Origin of the sequence: Caulobacter sp. NIBR1757, assembly GCF_027912495.1 — a bacterium.
Classification (GTDB): domain Bacteria; phylum Pseudomonadota; class Alphaproteobacteria; order Caulobacterales; family Caulobacteraceae; genus Caulobacter.
In genome coordinates this window covers 3,167,157-3,183,237 of the sequence record NZ_CP115463.1, presented here as the reverse complement: position 1 = coordinate 3,183,237, position 16,081 = coordinate 3,167,157, and the positions used below count along the sequence as shown (strand labels likewise).

The 16,081-nt window shown below is 68.7% G+C and carries 18 protein-coding genes; 7 read left to right on the top strand and 11 right to left on the bottom strand.

Annotation, left to right across the window (positions count from 1 at the left end; genetic code table 11):
* Positions 1 to 74: 74 nt before the first annotated feature.
* Positions 75 to 1,430, top strand: coding sequence for a phosphoglucosamine mutase (gene glmM / locus O5I81_RS15495; RefSeq protein WP_271065761.1), 1,356 nt, complete (start codon positions 75 to 77; stop codon positions 1,428 to 1,430).
* Positions 1,431 to 1,648: 218 nt separating this feature from the next.
* On the opposite strand, the gene O5I81_RS15490 is transcribed toward glmM, so the two are convergent.
* From O5I81_RS15490 to O5I81_RS15465, 6 genes are all read right to left on the bottom strand, one after another.
* Positions 1,649 to 2,650, bottom strand: a complete 1,002-nt coding sequence (locus tag O5I81_RS15490) for a DUF2891 domain-containing protein (protein ID WP_271065760.1) — start codon at positions 2,648 to 2,650, stop codon at positions 1,649 to 1,651.
* Positions 2,634 to 3,623, bottom strand: a complete 990-nt coding sequence (locus tag O5I81_RS15485) for a DUF979 domain-containing protein (protein ID WP_271065759.1) — start codon at positions 3,621 to 3,623, stop codon at positions 2,634 to 2,636. Before O5I81_RS15485 ends, O5I81_RS15490 begins: the two co-directional genes overlap by 17 nt.
* On the bottom strand, positions 3,620 to 4,330 hold the full coding sequence (locus tag O5I81_RS15480; protein WP_271065758.1) for a DUF969 domain-containing protein: 711 nt from the start codon (positions 4,328 to 4,330) through the stop codon (positions 3,620 to 3,622). Before O5I81_RS15480 ends, O5I81_RS15485 begins: the two co-directional genes overlap by 4 nt.
* A 41-nt stretch (positions 4,331 to 4,371) precedes the next feature.
* Positions 4,372 to 5,634, bottom strand: a complete 1,263-nt coding sequence (locus O5I81_RS15475; protein ID WP_271065757.1) for an MFS transporter — start codon at positions 5,632 to 5,634, stop codon at positions 4,372 to 4,374.
* Between the two features lie 365 nt (positions 5,635 to 5,999).
* Positions 6,000 to 7,304, bottom strand: coding sequence for a UDP-glucose/GDP-mannose dehydrogenase family protein (locus O5I81_RS15470; RefSeq protein WP_271065756.1), 1,305 nt, complete (start codon positions 7,302 to 7,304; stop codon positions 6,000 to 6,002).
* A 189-nt stretch (positions 7,305 to 7,493) separates the two neighbouring features.
* The gene (locus tag O5I81_RS15465; protein WP_271065755.1) at positions 7,494 to 8,996 is read right to left on the bottom strand and encodes a phosphomannomutase/phosphoglucomutase; all 1,503 of its coding nucleotides are present in this window, start codon (positions 8,994 to 8,996) and stop codon (positions 7,494 to 7,496) included.
* 128 nt (positions 8,997 to 9,124) lie between these two features.
* Here O5I81_RS15465 and O5I81_RS15460 point away from each other — a divergent pair, with 128 nt between their 5' ends.
* Together O5I81_RS15460 and O5I81_RS15455 are read left to right on the top strand one after the other, a co-directional pair.
* Positions 9,125 to 9,322, top strand: coding sequence for a type II toxin-antitoxin system VapB family antitoxin (locus O5I81_RS15460; RefSeq protein ID WP_271065754.1), 198 nt, complete (start codon positions 9,125 to 9,127; stop codon positions 9,320 to 9,322).
* Positions 9,319 to 9,690, top strand: coding sequence for a type II toxin-antitoxin system VapC family toxin (locus tag O5I81_RS15455; RefSeq protein WP_271065753.1), 372 nt, complete (start codon positions 9,319 to 9,321; stop codon positions 9,688 to 9,690). Before O5I81_RS15460 ends, O5I81_RS15455 begins: the two co-directional genes overlap by 4 nt.
* 3 nt (positions 9,691 to 9,693) lie before the next feature.
* Here the strand turns inward: O5I81_RS15455 and O5I81_RS15450 are convergent, their stop codons facing one another.
* Genes O5I81_RS15450 through O5I81_RS15435 form a run of 4 tightly spaced genes read right to left on the bottom strand, consistent with a single transcriptional unit; the run spans position 9,694 to position 11,512 of the window.
* Entirely contained in the window at positions 9,694 to 10,650 is a 957-nt protein-coding gene (locus tag O5I81_RS15450; protein WP_271065752.1) for a KpsF/GutQ family sugar-phosphate isomerase, read from the bottom strand.
* A complete protein-coding gene (locus O5I81_RS15445) occupies positions 10,647 to 10,808 on the bottom strand; it encodes a hypothetical protein (protein WP_271065751.1) in 162 nt (53 codons plus the stop codon). The genes O5I81_RS15450 and O5I81_RS15445 overlap by 4 nt, the downstream gene beginning before the upstream one ends.
* A gap of 41 nt (positions 10,809 to 10,849) precedes the next feature.
* Positions 10,850 to 11,257 carry a type II toxin-antitoxin system VapC family toxin gene (locus tag O5I81_RS15440; RefSeq protein ID WP_271065750.1) on the bottom strand — a complete coding sequence of 136 codons (408 nt, stop codon included), beginning with the start codon at positions 11,255 to 11,257 and terminating at the stop codon, positions 10,850 to 10,852.
* A gap of 3 nt (positions 11,258 to 11,260) precedes the next feature.
* Positions 11,261 to 11,512 carry a type II toxin-antitoxin system prevent-host-death family antitoxin gene (locus tag O5I81_RS15435; RefSeq protein ID WP_271065749.1) on the bottom strand — a complete coding sequence of 84 codons (252 nt, stop codon included), beginning with the start codon at positions 11,510 to 11,512 and terminating at the stop codon, positions 11,261 to 11,263.
* Between the two features lie 90 nt (positions 11,513 to 11,602).
* Between O5I81_RS15435 and gpmA the strand changes: the two genes are divergently transcribed.
* From gpmA to O5I81_RS15415, 4 genes are all read left to right on the top strand, one after another.
* Positions 11,603 to 12,313 (top strand): 2,3-diphosphoglycerate-dependent phosphoglycerate mutase, encoded by a 711-nt coding sequence (gene gpmA, locus O5I81_RS15430; protein ID WP_271065748.1) that lies wholly within the window; start codon positions 11,603 to 11,605, stop codon positions 12,311 to 12,313.
* Positions 12,313 to 12,753, top strand: coding sequence for a bifunctional diaminohydroxyphosphoribosylaminopyrimidine deaminase/5-amino-6-(5-phosphoribosylamino)uracil reductase RibD (locus tag O5I81_RS15425; protein WP_271065747.1), 441 nt, complete (start codon positions 12,313 to 12,315; stop codon positions 12,751 to 12,753). Before gpmA ends, O5I81_RS15425 begins: the two co-directional genes overlap by 1 nt.
* 56 nt (positions 12,754 to 12,809) lie before the next feature.
* Positions 12,810 to 14,075 carry a pentapeptide repeat-containing protein gene (locus tag O5I81_RS15420; protein WP_271065746.1) on the top strand — a complete coding sequence of 422 codons (1,266 nt, stop codon included), beginning with the start codon at positions 12,810 to 12,812 and terminating at the stop codon, positions 14,073 to 14,075.
* A 105-nt stretch (positions 14,076 to 14,180) separates the two neighbouring features.
* Positions 14,181 to 15,419, top strand: a complete 1,239-nt coding sequence (locus O5I81_RS15415) for a pentapeptide repeat-containing protein (protein ID WP_271065745.1) — start codon at positions 14,181 to 14,183, stop codon at positions 15,417 to 15,419.
* Between the two features lie 93 nt (positions 15,420 to 15,512).
* Here O5I81_RS15415 and O5I81_RS15410 read toward each other — a convergent pair whose 3' ends face one another.
* Positions 15,513 to 15,971: an Hsp20 family protein gene (locus O5I81_RS15410; protein ID WP_271065744.1), complete on the bottom strand. Its 459-nt coding sequence runs from the start codon at positions 15,969 to 15,971 to the stop codon at positions 15,513 to 15,515.
* Positions 15,972 to 16,081 lie beyond the last annotated feature (110 nt).

Below are 16,081 nucleotides of genomic sequence, written 5' to 3'. Positions count from 1 at the left end.
GAAACAAGGCGTCGCCAAATGTTTGTTGGCGAACGGCGTCGGCGGATGCAAAACCGCGTCGACAAGAGGGACTTATGGCCAAACGCTCCTATTTCGGCACCGACGGCATTCGCGGTCGCGCCAACAGCCATCCGATGACGGCGGAGGTGGCCCTGCGGGTCGGCCTGGCGGCGGGCAAGCTGTTCCGCACCGAGGCCGACCGGCGCCACCTGGTGGTCATCGGCAAGGACACCCGCCTGTCGGGCTACATGATCGAGCCGGCGCTCGTGGCCGGGTTCACCAGCATGGGCATGGACGTGCGGCTGTTCGGGCCGCTGCCGACGCCGGGGGTGGCGATGATGACCCGCTCGATGCGGGCCGACCTCGGCGTCATGATCAGCGCCAGCCACAACGCCTTTTCCGACAACGGCATCAAGCTGTTCGGGCCGGACGGCTACAAGCTGTCGGACGCCCGCGAGGCGGAGATCGAGAAACACATGGACGAGGGGCTGCAGGAAGGCCTGGTCGGTCCGACGGAACTGGGCCGGGTGCGGCGGATCGATGATGCGCAGGCGCGCTACGTCGAGATCGCCAAGGCGACCTTCCCCAAGAGCATGAACCTCAATGGCCTGCGCATCGTCGTCGATTGCGCCAATGGGGCGGCCTACAAGGTGGCGCCGCTGGTGCTGCATGAGCTGGGCGCCGAGGTCATCGAGATCGGGGTGGAGCCGAACGGCTTCAACATCAACGACCTGTGCGGCTCGACCCATCCGGCGACGATGAGCGCGGCGGTCAAGGAATACCGGGCCGACATCGGCATCGCCCTGGACGGCGACGCCGACCGGGTGACCATCTGCGACGAGAACGGCGTGGTCGTCGATGGCGACCAGATCATGGCCATCGTCGCCGGGGCCTGGGCGAAGGACGAGAAGCTGGCCGGGGGCGGCATCGTCGCCACGGTGATGAGCAACCTGGGGCTCGAGCGGTTCATGCAGGGCAAGGGGCTGACGCTGGAGCGGACCGGGGTTGGCGACCGCTATGTCATGGAGCGGATGCGGTCGGGCGGCTTCAACCTGGGCGGCGAGCAGTCGGGGCATGTGATCCTGTCGGACTTTTCGACCACGGGCGACGGGCTGATCGCGGCGCTGCAGGTGGTGGCGGTGATGATCCAGACCGAGCAGCCGATGAGCGCGCTGGCCCGGCAGTTCGAGCCGGTGCCGCAGCTGCTGGAGAACGTGCGGTTCAGCAAGGGCGCCAAGCCGCTGGACAGCGACAAGGTGAAGAGTGCGATCTCGGCGGCCGAGGCGAAGCTGAACGGGTCCGGCCGGGTGCTGGTGCGGGCTTCCGGGACGGAGCCGCTGATCCGGGTGATGGCCGAGGGCGACGACGAGGCGCTGGTGGCGCAGCTGGTCGGCGAAATCTCGGACGCGGTGCGGGTGGCGGGGGGGTAAAATCCTCCTTCGGCAGGCCGTAGGCCTGACGGGGGAGGGGGACCGCCGCCGAAGGCGGTGGTGGAGGGGGCAGCGCCGGCGGATCGGGTTGACCCTGAATGCTGTCGTGGCGACCGCGCCAGAACGCTCGTTTTCCTGAAAAGCCGGCGCTGCCCCCTCCACCACGCCCTGCGGGCGCGGTCCCCCTCCCCCGTCGCTCCGCGCCGGAGGAGGAACTGTCAGGGCCGCAACGCCAGCAGCGCGAAACTCGCCAGCCAGTGCTCGCCCATGTAGTCGCCGGCGACGTGGTCGAGCGCGCTGGCCAAGTGGCGGGTGGCGGCGTCGCGGGCGACCGGCCTGGCCGGGTGGCCTTCGGGCAGGGCTGCGGCGATGTTCCGCCAGCACCAGGCGCGCGACAGGTTCAAACCGTCGAGGTGGGCGATCTTGCCGTCGGTGCGGTCACTGACGGTGGCGGGCGTGAACAGGGTGGCGGGCAGGCGTTCGGCCGCGCGGGGCAGGAAGCGGTCGAACCAGGCGGGGAAGTCGGCGCCCAGCACGTGGCGCATGGCCTCGGCCTCCATCAGGGCCGGGGAGAGGAAGTCCTCGCCCGACGGCTCCCAGGCCTGGCAGTCGGCGTCGTCGAGGTGCCAGCGGCGCAGGGCGGCCTTGAGCAGGGACGAGAGGTCGTGGTCCTCGACGTCCTCGGCGTATTCCAGGGCCAGGGTGATGGCGAAAGCGGTGCTGGAATGAACGCCGGTGCGGACCGGATAGGTGGCGAGGGGGATGTAGTCTTGGAACCGGCGGACGAAGCCGTCGGCCAGGGGGCGCAGGTGGGCGAACCAGTCGTCGTCGTGGCGCAGCAGTTCGGCCTGCAGCATCAGCAGCCAGCCCCAGCCGTAGGGGCGTTCGAAGCCGCGTGAGCCGGGGCGGGAGAGGTAGGCGGTCTCGACGGCGACCTTGGCCGGGGTGAAGGCGTCGTCGAACAGGGCGCGGATGGCGGGCGCCTGCGGCATATCCGGATAGAGGCGCAGCAGGGTGGCCAGGGTCCAGTAGCCGTGGACGCAGCTGTGCCAGTCGTAGCTGCCGAAGAAGATCGGGTGGAACTGCTGATGCGGCGCGACGTCGGCGGCGCTCATGAACACATGGTCGGCCTTGTGCGGCCAGGGCTGGCGTACGTGGCCGAGGGCGATGGCGGCGAAGCGGGAGGCGGTTTCCGCCGTCAGTTCAGTAGACGAAGACATACATCAGCACCGTGTTGGCGATCAGCAGGAGCAGGGCCGTGGGGATCTGGGCCTTGATAACGCCGTAGCGGTCGGTGAGGTCCAGCAGGGCGGCGGGCACGATGTTGAAGTTGGCGGCCATGGGGGTCATCAGCGTGCCGCAGAAGCCCGAGAGCATGCCGACGGCGGCCATGATGACCGGGTCGCCCTTGAAGGTCCCGACGATCAGCGGCAGGCCGATGCCGGCCGTCATCACCGGGAAGGCGGCGAAGGCGTTGCCCATGATGATGGTGAAGATGGCCATGCCGAAGGTGTAGGCGACGACGGCGAGGAGGGCCCCGGCCGGGCCGCTGCTGGGCAGGCTGGCTCCGGCGAACTGGCCGATGATCTGGCCGACGCCGGCGGCGGCGAAGACGGCCCCGAGGGCCGCGAGAGTCTGGGGCAGCAGGGCGGCCCAGCCGACGGTGTCGAGCAGGCGGCGGCCTTCCTGGGCGGGGACGGTGGGCCGGGGCCGGATCATGATCACGGCGATGACAAGGCCGCAGAGGATGCCGAGGATCAGGGAGACGAGGGTCGCCTGCTTGGGGTCGACCACGGGCGTTCCGTCGATGGCCAGGGCCTCCACAACCCAGGCGCCGATCTTCCAGCCCTTGAAGAGGAAGGTGCCGGCGAGGGTGACCAGCGGGATGACCAGGGCCGGGATGAACAGCTTGGCGCCGAGGCGGGCGGCGCTTTCGCGGCGCGCCTCCGGGGTGGTGGTGTTGGGCTTGCCCGGGCCGAGGGCGCTCAGACCCGCCAGGCCGGCGAGGGCGAGGACGAGGATGCCGTTGGCGAGGTCGCCGATGTGGTCGCCGAACAGGAAGCTGACGGCCAGCAGGCCCCAGAAGGCGAGGTTGCCCCAGCGCTTGGGGTTGTCGGCGTCGAAGGCGCCGAGCAGGGCCATGGCGGCGAAGAAGACTCCGCCGATGATGTAGAGGACAGGGAGGCCGATCATTGGCCGGGCTCCGGCTCGTTGAGTCTGGCGACCTGGGCGTCGAGGCGCCAGAGGCGCACGCCGTGGATGACGAAGGCCAAGAGGGCGGTCGGGATGGCCCAGACCGACAGGGCCAGCGGCTCGACCATGATGCCGTTCTGCTCGAGGAAGCCCTTGATCAGCAGGATGGAGGCGATGGCGAAGAAGATGTCCTCGCCGAAGAACAGGCCGATGTTGTCGGTGGCGGCGCTCATGGCCCGGACGCGCATGCGGACGGCTTGCGTCAGCGGGCCGTGCCGGGCCTCGGCGGCGCCCTCGGCCATCGGGGCGATCAGCGGGCGGACCATCTGCGGATGGCCGCCGAGCGAGGTCAGGCCGGCGGCCGAGGTGACCTGGCGGGCCAGCAGATAGAGGATCAGCAGGCGGCCGGTGGTGGCGCCCTTGATGGCGGCGACGAGGTCGCGGGCCTTTTCCTGGAGGCCGGCCCGTTCGAGCAGGCCGATGACCGGCAGGATCATCCAGGTCAGGGTGATGTAGCGGTTGTCGTTGAAGGCCTTGCCGAAGGTCTCGAGGGTCTTGATGGCGGCGGGCAGGGGGGCGAGGCCGGTCGAGAGGCCGAAGGCGATGCCGGTCGCCAGGGCGGCGGCGACCACCACCAGCAGCGGATTGAAGCGCAGGACGAAGCCGACGACGACGACGGCGATGCCGATCAGCGGCCAGAGGGACATGCGGTGGCTCCCGTGAGGCGGTGACAGTCGCCGGAGTCTGGTCAGGCGTCTACCGGAGCATCCTCATCGAGGTGGCGCAGCGGCGAGAAGGTGAAGACGGCGCTGACCAGGCCGAGCATCAGCAGGCCGGGGACGAGAATGGCGGTGTGCGGCCCGACCGCCTTGGCCAGGAAGCCGTAGGCCAGGGCGCCCAGCGGTCCGCCGCCCATCAGGCCGAGGGTGAAGACCGACAGGATGCGGCCGCGGCTGACCGCCGGCGCGTACTGCTGGACCAGGCCGCGGCCGAGGGTCATGGCGACGCCGCCGCCCAGGCCCCAGACGAAGTTGAGCACGCAGAGGGCGGGGAAGGGCATCTTGATCGAACAGCCGATCAGCACCAGGCCGCCGGTCGTCAGCGCCGCCATATAGACGAGGCCCTTGCGGCGCAGGTGGCCGATGCGGGTCAGGGTCAGGGCCGAGATCAGCGAGCCGATCCAGAAGCAGAGGCTGAAGGCGGCCAGCGCCGTGGCGATGTGGGTCGGGTCCGGATCGCCCGGCGGGAAGTAGCTCTGCACGATCAGCGGCAGCAGGACAAAGAAGCTGCCCATGAAGCAGATGCCGACGAACAGGGCGCAGACGACGGTCGGGGCGATGATCGGCGAGGCGAAGGCGGCCCGGACCCCGCCGGCGATGTCGGCGGCCATGCGGGCGACCAGATGGCCGTCGCCCCGCTCGGCGACATGGGCCGGGCGCGGGCGCAGGGAGACCGCCGCGACGCTGGCGGCGGCCATCAGCCCGGCCAGGCTGAGCAGCATGCGGCCGACGCCGACGAAGGGGGCCAGGGTGGCGTAGGCCATGCCGAGAATCTGGGCCCCGAACTGGGCCAGGGAGGCGAAGTTGACGGCCCGGTGCACCGAGCGGGCGTCGTCGCCGGGGGCGACGAGGCTGAGCAGGCTGTCGCGGGCGGGGATGGCGAAGGCGCCGATGGTCCCCACCGACAGGGCGTAGACGATGACCAGGCCGTAGGTCAGCCGGCCGCTCATCACCATCAGGCCAAGGGCGGTGAAGGTCAGGACGCTGATCGCGCAGGCGATGGCGACGATGCGGCGGGGCGGAATGCGGTCGGCGGTGAAGCCGCCGACGAGGATCAGCAGGGTGGTCGGCAGCTGCAGGCACATCTGGGCCAGGCCGAAGCGGATCTCGTCCTCCTGCAGCACGACGCGGACCAGATAGGGGAACAGCACCAGCTGCACCCCGAAGGCGAGGAACCAGGCGCCGTGGGCGAACAGGTAGGCGGGGAAGCGGGTGGGCGGGGCGGGGGGCACGGGCGAGGCTCACTGGAAAAAGGGGCCTCGAACCCCGGGGGCTTATCGAAGCGGTTTCCTATTATAGGGGATTGTCGGGCGGCAAAGGGAAGTGTTGTGAAAAAAGTGAATAAAAACAGTCGGAAAGGGTGTGGTTGGGGGCGGAAAAGGGTTGTGGTGGGGTATGGAAAGTGTTGGGGGTGAGGTATGGTATTGGCCGGGTCCAGGTCGGGTGAAGGCAGGGCGTTTCGGCGCTGGAAACGGGACACATTGAATTGCCCCGCGGCGGCGGCGCGTGGCTTGCGCCGTCGGCGGGCGGCAATTCAATGTGTCCCCTCTGCCCAACATGAATATGTCTAGACATATTCATCCGCTCAAAGCGGAGGTCAGCTTCGCCCGATGCTAGAATACTCGAACCCGCGCCGGCGCATTTCGTCGGGGCGGTAGATGTTGCGCAGGTCGACGACGACGGGGGCGTGCATGAGCAGCTTGACGCGGTCGAGGTCGAGGGCCCGGAACTCGTCCCATTCGGTGATGATGACGACGGCGTCGGCGCCCTCCACCGCATCGTAGGGGCCGTCCTTGAAGTCGACGTCGCGGAGCATCTGGCGGGCTTCGTGGCCCTCGGGGTCGTAGGCCTGGACGGTGGCGCCGAGCGCCTGCAGGGCCGGGACGATGTCGAGGCTGGGGGCGTCGCGCATGTCGTCGGTGTTGGGTTTGAAGGTCAGGCCCAGCACGCCGATGGTCTTGCCGGTCAGGTCCTGGGCGCCCAGCGCCTTGGTGACGCGGCTGGCCATGGCCTTCTTGCGGCGGTCGTTGACGCGGACGGTGGCCTCGACCAGCTCGATGGGGCTGCCGGCGTCGCTGGCGGTGCGGACGAGGGCCAGGGTGTCCTTCGGAAAGCAGCTGCCGCCGTAGCCGGGGCCGGCGTTGAGGAACTTGGAGCCGATGCGGTTGTCGAGGCCGATGCCCTTGGCCACCTGCTGCACGTCGGCGCCGACGGCCTCGCAGAGGTCGGCGATCTCGTTGATGAAGGTGATCTTCAGGGCCAGGAAGGCGTTGGCGGCGTACTTGATCAGCTCGCTGGTGCGGCGGCCGGTGAAGACGATCGGCGTCTCGTTGAGGAACAGCGGGCGGTAGAGCTCCTGCATCACCTCTTTCGCCTTGTCGTTATCGGTGCCGACGACGACGCGGTCGGGCCGCTTGAAGTCGTCGATGGCGGCGCCTTCGCGCAGGAACTCGGGGTTGGAGACGACGGCGAAGTCGGCGTCGGGGCGTTTTTCGCGGATGATGCGCTCGATCTCGTCGCCGGTGCCGACGGGCACGGTCGACTTGGTGACGATGACGGTGAAGCCGTCCATCTGGCCGGCGATCTCCTCGGCGGCGGCGTAGACGTAGGAGAGGTCGGCGTGGCCGTCGCCGCGGCGCGAGGGGGTGCCGACGGCGATGAAGACGGCATCGGCGTTGCGGACCGCGTCATTGGCCTCGGTGGCGAAGGACAGGCGGCCAGCCTTGACGTTGCGGGCCACCAGGTCGTCGAGGCCCGGCTCATAGATGGGCATGATGTTGTCGTGCAGGCGCGCGATCTTGCCGGCGTCCTTGTCGATGCAGCAGACGGTGTGGCCGAAGTCGGCGAAGCAGGCTCCGGACACCAGGCCAACGTAGCCGGTGCCGATCATCGCAACACGCATGGGAGGTTCTCGTGGCTGGGGCGGTGGGGCCGCTCTTTATGGGCGGCTTTGAGCATGACGTGGGGGTTGGGGGCAACCTTCGGAAGGGTGGGCCGGCGCGGGATATGGGGAGGGTGGCTTTTGGGCACTGGCAGCGGCCACCAGTTTCCTTCTCCCGCTTGTCGGGAGAAGGTGGCCTCCAGGGCGGCCTCAGATTTCCTGGTTGTACGCGCCGACCTGGGGGTGCTTGCCGAGGCGGGGTTTCATTTCCTTGCGGAAGAGGTCGCGCATGTCGTCGGCTGAGCGGGTGCTTTCCACGACGACAACGATCTCCGGCTTGTTGGAGCTGGCGCGGACCAGGATCCAGCTGCCGTCTTCGAGCGCCACGCGGACGCCGTTGACGGTGATGACTTCCTTGATCTTGCGGCCGAGGATTTCGGCCCCCTTGGCGGCGAGATCTTCGTACTCGGCGACCATCTTTTGTACGACGCCGTATTTTTCTTCGTCGGCGCAGTGGGGGCTCATGGTCAGCGACGTGTAGGCGACCGGCAGGGCGTTCTTCAGGTCGCTGAGTCTCTTGTCCGGGTTGCGGTCGAGCATGGCCAGGATGGCGGCGGCGGCGGTGAGGCCGCAGTCGTAGCCCCGGCCGAGTGGTTCGTTGAGGAAGAAGTGGCCGCTCTTTTCGAAGCCGGCCAGGGCGCCCAGTTCCGCCGACTTGCGCTTGATGTAGCTGTGGCCGGTCTTCCAGTAGACGGTGGTGGCGCCGTTGGCCTCGAGGATGGGGTCGGTGGCGTAGAGGCCGGTCGACTTCACATCGACGACGAAGGTGGCGTTCGGGTTGAGGGGCGCGAGGTCGCGGGCCAGCATCAGGCCGATCTTGTCGGCGAAAATCTCTTCCCCCGTGTCGTCGACCACGCCGCAGCGGTCGCCGTCGCCGTCGAAGCCCAGCGCGAGATCGGCCCCGAACTCCTTCACGGCCTTGCTCATCTCATGGAGCATCTCGTGGTCTTCGGGATTGGGATTGTACTTGGGGAAGGTCCAGTCGAGCTCGCAGTCCATCTCGTAGACCACGGCCACGCCCATGCGGCGCAGGGCGTCGGGCACGAAGGCGCCGGCCGTGCCGTTGCCGCAGGCGGCGACGACCTTCAGCGGGCGGGTGATGCTGGCGCGGCGGGAGACGTCGGCGATGTAGCGTTCGTGCATGCCCTCAATGCGGGTCAGCTTGCCGCCGGCGCGCGGTTTGAACTTCGCGCCAAGCACGATGTCCTTCAGGGCGCCCATCTCGTCGGGGCCGAAGGTCAGGGGCCGGGCGGCGCCCATCTTGACCCCGGTCCAGCCGTTCTCGTTGTGGCTGGCGGTGACCATGGCGACGCACGGCGCCTCGAGGTCGAACTGGGCGTAATAGGCGGTCGGCGACAGGGCCAGGCCGATGTCGAGCACCTCGCAGCCGGCTTCGATGAGGCCGAGGCTGAGGGCCTGCTTGATGGTCAGGGAATAGCTGCGGAAGTCGTGGCCGACGACGATGCGGCTGTGGCCGAGCGACTGGATGTAGGTTCCGAGGCCAAGGCCCAGCGCCTGGATGCCGAGCAGGTTGATGTCCGGGCCGAACAGCCAGCGGGCGTCGTACTCGCGAAAGCCGGTCGCCTTGACCAGGGGTTCGGTCTCGTAGGCGACGGTGTTGGGGACGAGGTCGGAGCGCGGAATAAAGGGCATTGAGCGGAGACTCGTGTGGTCAGACGTAGGCGATCTATACGCGTCAGAAACGGCGAGGTCAGCGGATAGATGCGCGCATGGCGTGACGCATCGATTGATGCTATAATTCGTGCCGAAGAGGAATTGCCATGCGAACGACCGTCGCCCTTGATGATGATCTGATGGCCCGGGCGCGGGAAATGTCCGGCCTGAAGGATGCCGCGCCTCTGTTGCGGGCGGCGCTTACCGCCCTGATCGAGCGGGAAAGCGCGCGGCGCCTGGCGCGATTGGGCGGCAGCGAGCCGGAGCTGGAGGCGCCGCCACGTCGGCGACCAGCGGCCGAATGATCCTGCTCGACACTTCCGTTTGGGTCGGTCACCTGCGAAACGGAGACGCGGGGGTTGAGAGCCTGCTGAACAGCGGGCAAGTCCTTTGCCATTCCGTCGTCATCGGCGAACTGGCGCTGGGAAATCTCGCCAACCGAGCGCGATTGTTGGGTCTGCTCAAGGCTCTTCCAGCCGCTGTCGAAGCGTCCCATGCCGAGGTCATGGCGCTTGTCGAACGCCGCCGACTGTGGGGCCTGGGCATTGGCTATGGGGACGCGCAGCTGCTCGCGGCGACACATCTGACCCCTGATGCCAGGCTGTGGACCCGAGACCGGCGGCTCGGCGAGGTCGCGCGAGACCAGGGCATCGCGGCTTTCAGCGACGGCTGACTGTCAGACGACGCCGGCGCTGAGCACGTCGTGGACGTGCAGGACGCCGACCGGCTTGCCGTCGTCGATGACGAACAGCACGGTGATGCGGCGCTCGTTCATGATGCGGGCGGCGTCGGCGGCCAGGGTCTGGGGCGTCACCGACTGCGGATTGCGGGTCATGACGTCGGCGACCGTCTTTCCGGCCAGGCCCTCGAAGTTGCGGCGCAGGTCGCCGTCGGTGACGACGCCGGCCAGGGCGCCGTCGGCATCGACGACGCCGACGATGCCGAGGCGGCGGGCGGTCATCACCTTCAGGGCCTCGGGCATCGGGGTGGTCAGGCCGGTGAGGGGCGCCTCTTCCAGCTTGTGCATCAGGTCGCCGACGGTGCGCAGCATGGCGCCCAGCTTGCCGCCCGGATGGAAGACGTGGAAATCCTTGGGCGTAAAGCCGCGGCGTTCCAGCAGGGCCACGGCCAGCGCATCGCCGAGGGCGATCTGCAGGGTGGTCGAGGTGGTCGGGGCGTTGAGGTCGCCGGTGGCTTCCGGGGCGTCGGCCAGCTTCAGGACGATGGTCGAGGCGCTGCCCAGGGCGCTGGCCGGGTTGGCGGTCATGCCAAGCAGGGGGATGGCGAAGCGGTGGCAGTAGGCGATGATGTCCGACAGCTCGCGCACCTCGCCGGACTTGGAGAGGGCCAGGACGACGTCGCCCTTGTCGATCATGCCCAGGTCGCCGTGGCTGGCCTCGGCGGCGTGGACGAACATGGCCGGGGTGCCGGTGGAGGCCAGCGTGGCGGCGATCTTGCGGGCCACATGGCCGCTCTTGCCGATGCCGGTGCAGACCACCCGGCCCTTGGCGGCGAAGACGGTCTCGACGGCGCGGGCGAAGTCTTCGCCGAGTTCCGCCGCCTGCTGGTCGAGGGCGCGGGCCTCTGTCGTCAGGACACGGCGGCCGGCCGTCACGGGATCGATGTCGCTCATTGGGTGGTGCGCAGTCCTGCGGTCTTGGCGGGCGTCGTGGGCTCATGACCAAACGGGGCCGGCGAGCGGGCCCCCTGACCTTGCGGCCAGACCAGGGCCAGCAGGATCATGCCGACGGTCGCGGCCAGGGCCAGCGGATAGAAGAAGCGGTCACGCATGGGTGGGGTTTAGCCCATTTCACTGTGAAGGGGAGGGGGTGTCAGGGTCGGACGGGAACGCCGTGGCGGCGAGCGGCGGCCACAAGGTCTTTGTCGAGCGTAAACAGCTCTGCGTCGAGGCGAAGCGCGAGTTCAAGATAGCTGGCGTCATAGACCGTCAGTCCCTCGGCTCGCGCCAGCTGAACCACCGCGCGAGTCGTGGCCGCGTCCAGTCCCGGCTCGAACTGAATCGCCATGTCTTCGAAGTCCGACAGGCTGGCGATCACCGCCGCTGATGAAATGCGCCGCCGTCGCTCCAACATCACCAGAACGTTGGCGACTTCCGCGCGTAGATGAGCTGGTCCAATGGCGCCTGTCCGGTGGACGTCATCTGCAAGCGCATCTGTGATTGCGGAGGCCTCGTCGCCGAGCAACCAACTCAAGACGATTGAGGAATCAACGACTAGCACGGTTCAGGGGCGGCCTTCGTCGCGCAGTTCTTTCAGCTCTTTCCAGGAAAGGCCGTCCAGGTTCATGGCCTTCCGGCGTTCAATGATCCGGGCGAATGCGGCCCGCGATCGGTCCGTATCAACAGCGGTCACCGCGGAAACGAGCCGCGCCACCGGGCGGCCATGACGCGTGATCGTCACTTCCTGACCAGCTTCAACCTGATCGACCAACGCCGATAGTTGGGTCTTAGCTTCCAGAATGCCGACCGTGGTCATGCGCTTTCCTATTCTGACCAGAATATAGACCAGATTTCAGCCGTACGCCAGTCTTGACCCCGCGCCGTCATCGCCTTAGCCCACCGGTTCATGGCTACCCTCATCCTTCTCCGCCACGGCCAGAGCCAGTGGAACCTCGAAAACCGCTTCACCGGCTGGGTGGACGTGGACCTCACCGCCGAAGGCGAAGCCCAGGCGACCAAGGGCGGCGCGCTGATCAAGGCCGCCGGGCTGACCGTCGACAAGGCCTACACCTCGGTGCTCAAGCGGGCGCAGCGGACCGGCGCGCTGGCCATGGCGGCGGCGGGGCAGGGCGATATCGCCTTCACCAACGACTGGCGGCTGAACGAGCGCCACTACGGCGGCCTGACCGGGCTGAACAAGGCCGAGACGGCCGCCAAGCATGGCGACGAGCAGGTGACCATCTGGCGGCGCAGCTATGACGTGCCGCCGCCGCCCTTGGCGGCCGGTGGGGAATGGGATTTCTCGGCCGACGAACGGTATGCCGGCAAGGCCATCCCAGACACCGAGAGCCTGAAGACCACGCTGGACCGCGTCGAGCCCTACTGGACCGCCGAGATCGCGCCGCACCTGAAGGCCGGCGAGACGGTGCTGGTGGCGGCGCACGGCAATTCGCTGCGGGCGATCGTCAAGCTGCTGTTCGGGGTGCCCGACAGCGCCATCGTCGGGGTGGAGATCCCGACGGGCAATCCGCTGGTCATCGAACTGGACGGGGCGTTGAAGCCGACCTCGGCGCGCTATCTCGATACGGACCGCGCCCAGCCGTTGCCGGCGATCTGATGCAGGACGAGACCTTTATGCGCGCGGCCATTGCCGCCGCGAAGGTCAACCTGGGCAAGACCGCGCCCAATCCCGTGGTTGGCTGCGTGCTGGTGCGGGACGGGGTGATCCTGGCCAGCGGGGCCACGGCGCCCGGCGGCCGTCCGCACGCGGAGGACCGGGCGCTGCAGGCCGCAGGCGATGCGACCGGCGCCACCGCCTATGTCACCCTCGAACCCTGCGGCGCGCGGTCGTCGGGCGGGACCTCCTGTTCGCAGCTGCTGGTCGAGGCCGGGGTGGCGCGGGTGGTGGTGGCCTGTGACGACCCTTCCCCGTTCGCGGCCGGGCGCGGGTCGGAGCGGCTCGAGGCGGCGGGGATCGTCGTCCAGACTGGCCTGCTGGCCGAAGAGGCCATGGACGCGCTGGACTATGCGGCCTGGTTCCTGACCCAAAGGTCGTAAGCCGAAAGTTAAGCAAGATCAGGCATCTGTGGTCTCCTTGAGGGAGTCACACGGGCATGAGTTCCGCGGCGGCGTCCGGGCCCAGGCGCCTGACGCAAACGGATGTCGACCTGATCTGCGCCCGTCATGACCGTCTGTGGTCGGGCCGGGGCGGTGGCGCGCGCGCCGTGTTCAGCTTCGCCGACCTGTCCGGGCTGACCCTGTCCGGGCGCAATCTCTGCGACGCCGACTTCACAGGGGCCCAGCTGTCCGACGCCAAACTGGTCGGGGCCAAGCTCGACAACGCCAGCTTCTTCGGGGCCGATATGCAGGGCGCCGATTTCACCGAGGCCTCCCTGCGCCGGGCCGACCTGCGCGGCTCCTGCCTGCGCGGGGCCAACCTGTCGGGCGCCGACATGTTCGAGGCCGACCTGCGCGAGGGGGCCATCGCCGCCGCCGACGCCGAGAAGGGCCTGCGCATCATCGAGCACCAGGTGCGCTCGGGCGACGCGCGCGGCGCCAACCTGTCGGGGGCCAATCTGGAGCGCTCGCGGCTGTCGGGCGTGGTGGCGGTCAAGGCCGACTTCAGCGACGCCATCCTCAAGGACGCCAAGCTGGTCCGCGCCAACCTCAAGCAATGCACGCTGGGCGGCGCCGACCTGTCCGGGGCCGACCTGTCCGGGGCGGACCTGTCGGGCGCGGACCTGCACGACGCCATCCTGGTCGGGGCCAAGACCACCATGTGGAAGGTCGACGGGGCCGACCTCAAGGGCGCGTTGACCGACCGGGCGACCGGCACGGCCGTGGCCGACCTGCCCTACGAACAGATGATCCGCGATCACGCCCGCTGGTGCGAGAGCGCCGGGGCGGCCGGGGCGCCGTCGAAGTTCGACAAGGCCGACCTGAGGGCCCTGGGTTCGCTGAAGGGCCTGAACCTGACCGCCCTGTCGGCCCGCGACGCGGTGTTCTACGGTCTGGACCTGGAAGGGGCCCAGCTGCAGGGCGCCCACCTGGAAGGGGCCGACCTGCGAAGCTGCAACCTGCGGCGCGCCGACCTGCGCGGCGCCCGGTTGACCGGGGCCAAGCTATCAGGCTCGGACCTGCGCGAGGCCCAGCTCGGCCCGCTGCTGATCGCCGCCGACCGCCTGTTGCCGGCCGACCTGACCGGGGCCCAGCTGAAGGGCGCGGACCTGGCGCGCGCCGACCTGCGCCAGGCGCGGATGGCCGGCGCCGACCTGTCGCGCGCCAACTTCACCAACGCCCATCTGAAGGGCGCCGACCTGACGGATACGGTGCGGAGCGGGGCGCGCGGACTCGACTGGTCGCCGCTGACTCCAAGTTGAGCATTTCAAGGTTAACGCTTCGGCGGCCATTGTTCGGCTAACATGCGGACCGACTGATTCGGACCTTTGGGGGCAGGGGCCTTGGTAACTCTAACCAATTCGCCGATGACCGGCCGCCGCCAGATGACGCAGGCGGAGCTGGATATGATGGTCGCCGCGCATGAGCGGTTCCTGGAGGGCAGGCCGGGGGGTAAGCGCGCCTCCCTGCGATTCCTCAATCTGTCGGGCCTGGAGTTTTCCGGCCGCAACCTGGCCGACGCCGACCTGTCGGCCTCCATCCTTGATGGCGCCCGGATGATCCGTACACGGATGGATCGCGCCAACCTGTTCGGGTCCGACCTGCGCAAGGCCAACCTGACCCAGGCCTCGCTGGTGCGGGCCGACATGCGGGGCGCCTGCCTGCGCGGCGCCAACCTGACCCAGGCCGACCTGACCCAGGCCGACTTCCGCGAAGGCCAGATCGCCATCCCGCATCCGCAGAAGGGGCTGAACAGCCTGCGCCAGGAGCCGCGCATCGGCTCGGCCGATGAGGCCATCTTCACCGGGGCCACTCTGGACGGCTCGAAATTTCACGGCGCCTCGGCCTTTGCTGCGGACTTCACCGACTGTTCGCTGAAGGGCGCGACCCTGACCGGGGCCAATTTCAAGGACGCCAACCTGACCGGCGCCGACCTGGCCGGGGCCAGCGTCGGCAACTGCAATCTCGAGGGGGCCGACCTGTCCGGGGCGGTGCTGTCCGGGGTCGATACCGGGGCGGCGAAGATGAGCGGGGCCAAGCTGGATGGCGCGCTGGTCAATCCGACGCGCGAGGCGCTGACCGCCGCCGTCGCGGCCCTGGAAAAGATCAAGGCCAACCAGGCCTGGTGCGAAACCGGCGGCAAGGAAGGCGCGCCCGCCCGGCTGGACGGCGCCGATCTGCGCCCGCTGGGCGAGGCGATGAAAGGCAAGCGGCTGACGGCGATGAGCGCGAAGGGCGCCTGCATGGTCGGCATGAACCTGGCCGGGGCGCAGCTGCAGGGGGCCAACTTCGAGGGCGCCGACCTGCGCGGGGTCAACCTGCAGCGGGCCGACCTGCGCGGCGCCAAGCTGGCCGGCGCCAACATGACCAAGGCCGACCTGCGCGGCGCCGCCGTCGGGGTCCTGCCGCTCGGCCCGGGGCGTGAAAGCCCGGCGACCCTGAACCTGGCGCGGCTGCGCTATGCCCACGCCCAGGCGGCCGACCTGACCTGCGCCATCCTCGACGGCGCCGACCTGCGCGGCGCCAACCTGACGGGGGCGAAGCTGTTTTCGACCAGTTTCCGCGATACGGACCTTGGCCAGACGATCGGCATGGAAGCGGCTTGAGGCCGACTTCTCCGGCGCTCGGCCGGTAGCGCGCAAAGAAAAAGGGCGGCGCTGGGGACGCCGCCCTTTCCCTGTTGAGGCCTGCCTTGGGGCTTAGGCGGCCTTGTCGGTCTCGATCAGGGCCCCGGCCGGGGTGGTGTTGATCGCCACGGTGCGGGGCTTCAGGGCTTCCGGAAGCTGGCGCTCCAGGCTGATGGCCAGCAGGCCGTCGGCGAGGTTGGCGTCGGTCACGACCACATAGTCGGCGAGCTGGAAGCGGCGCTCGAAGTTGCGCTCGGCAAGGCCGCGGTGGAGGAACTTGCGGGCCTCGTCATTGGCCGCCTTGCGACCGGTGACGGTGAGCAGGTTTTCCTTCACCTCGATGGCGAGCTCATCGGGGCGGAAGCCGGCGACGGCGATCTCGACGCGGTAGGCGTCTTCACCGGTGCGCTCGATGTTGTAGGGGGGGTAGCCCGCCTGGCTTTCCTGGGCGGCCGCCGAGTCCAGCAGGGTGGCGAGCCGGTCGAAGCCGACAACGGAACGGTACAGGGGCGAAAAATCGATCGTACGCATGGTTGGTCACATCCTTCTTTGCATAAGCAAGGTTGCGGTTACCGGGCTCATCGACGACCCGTTTGGCCTCGTCTGCGAACCCGTGAAGACCCGGTAGCGGCGTCTTCGAT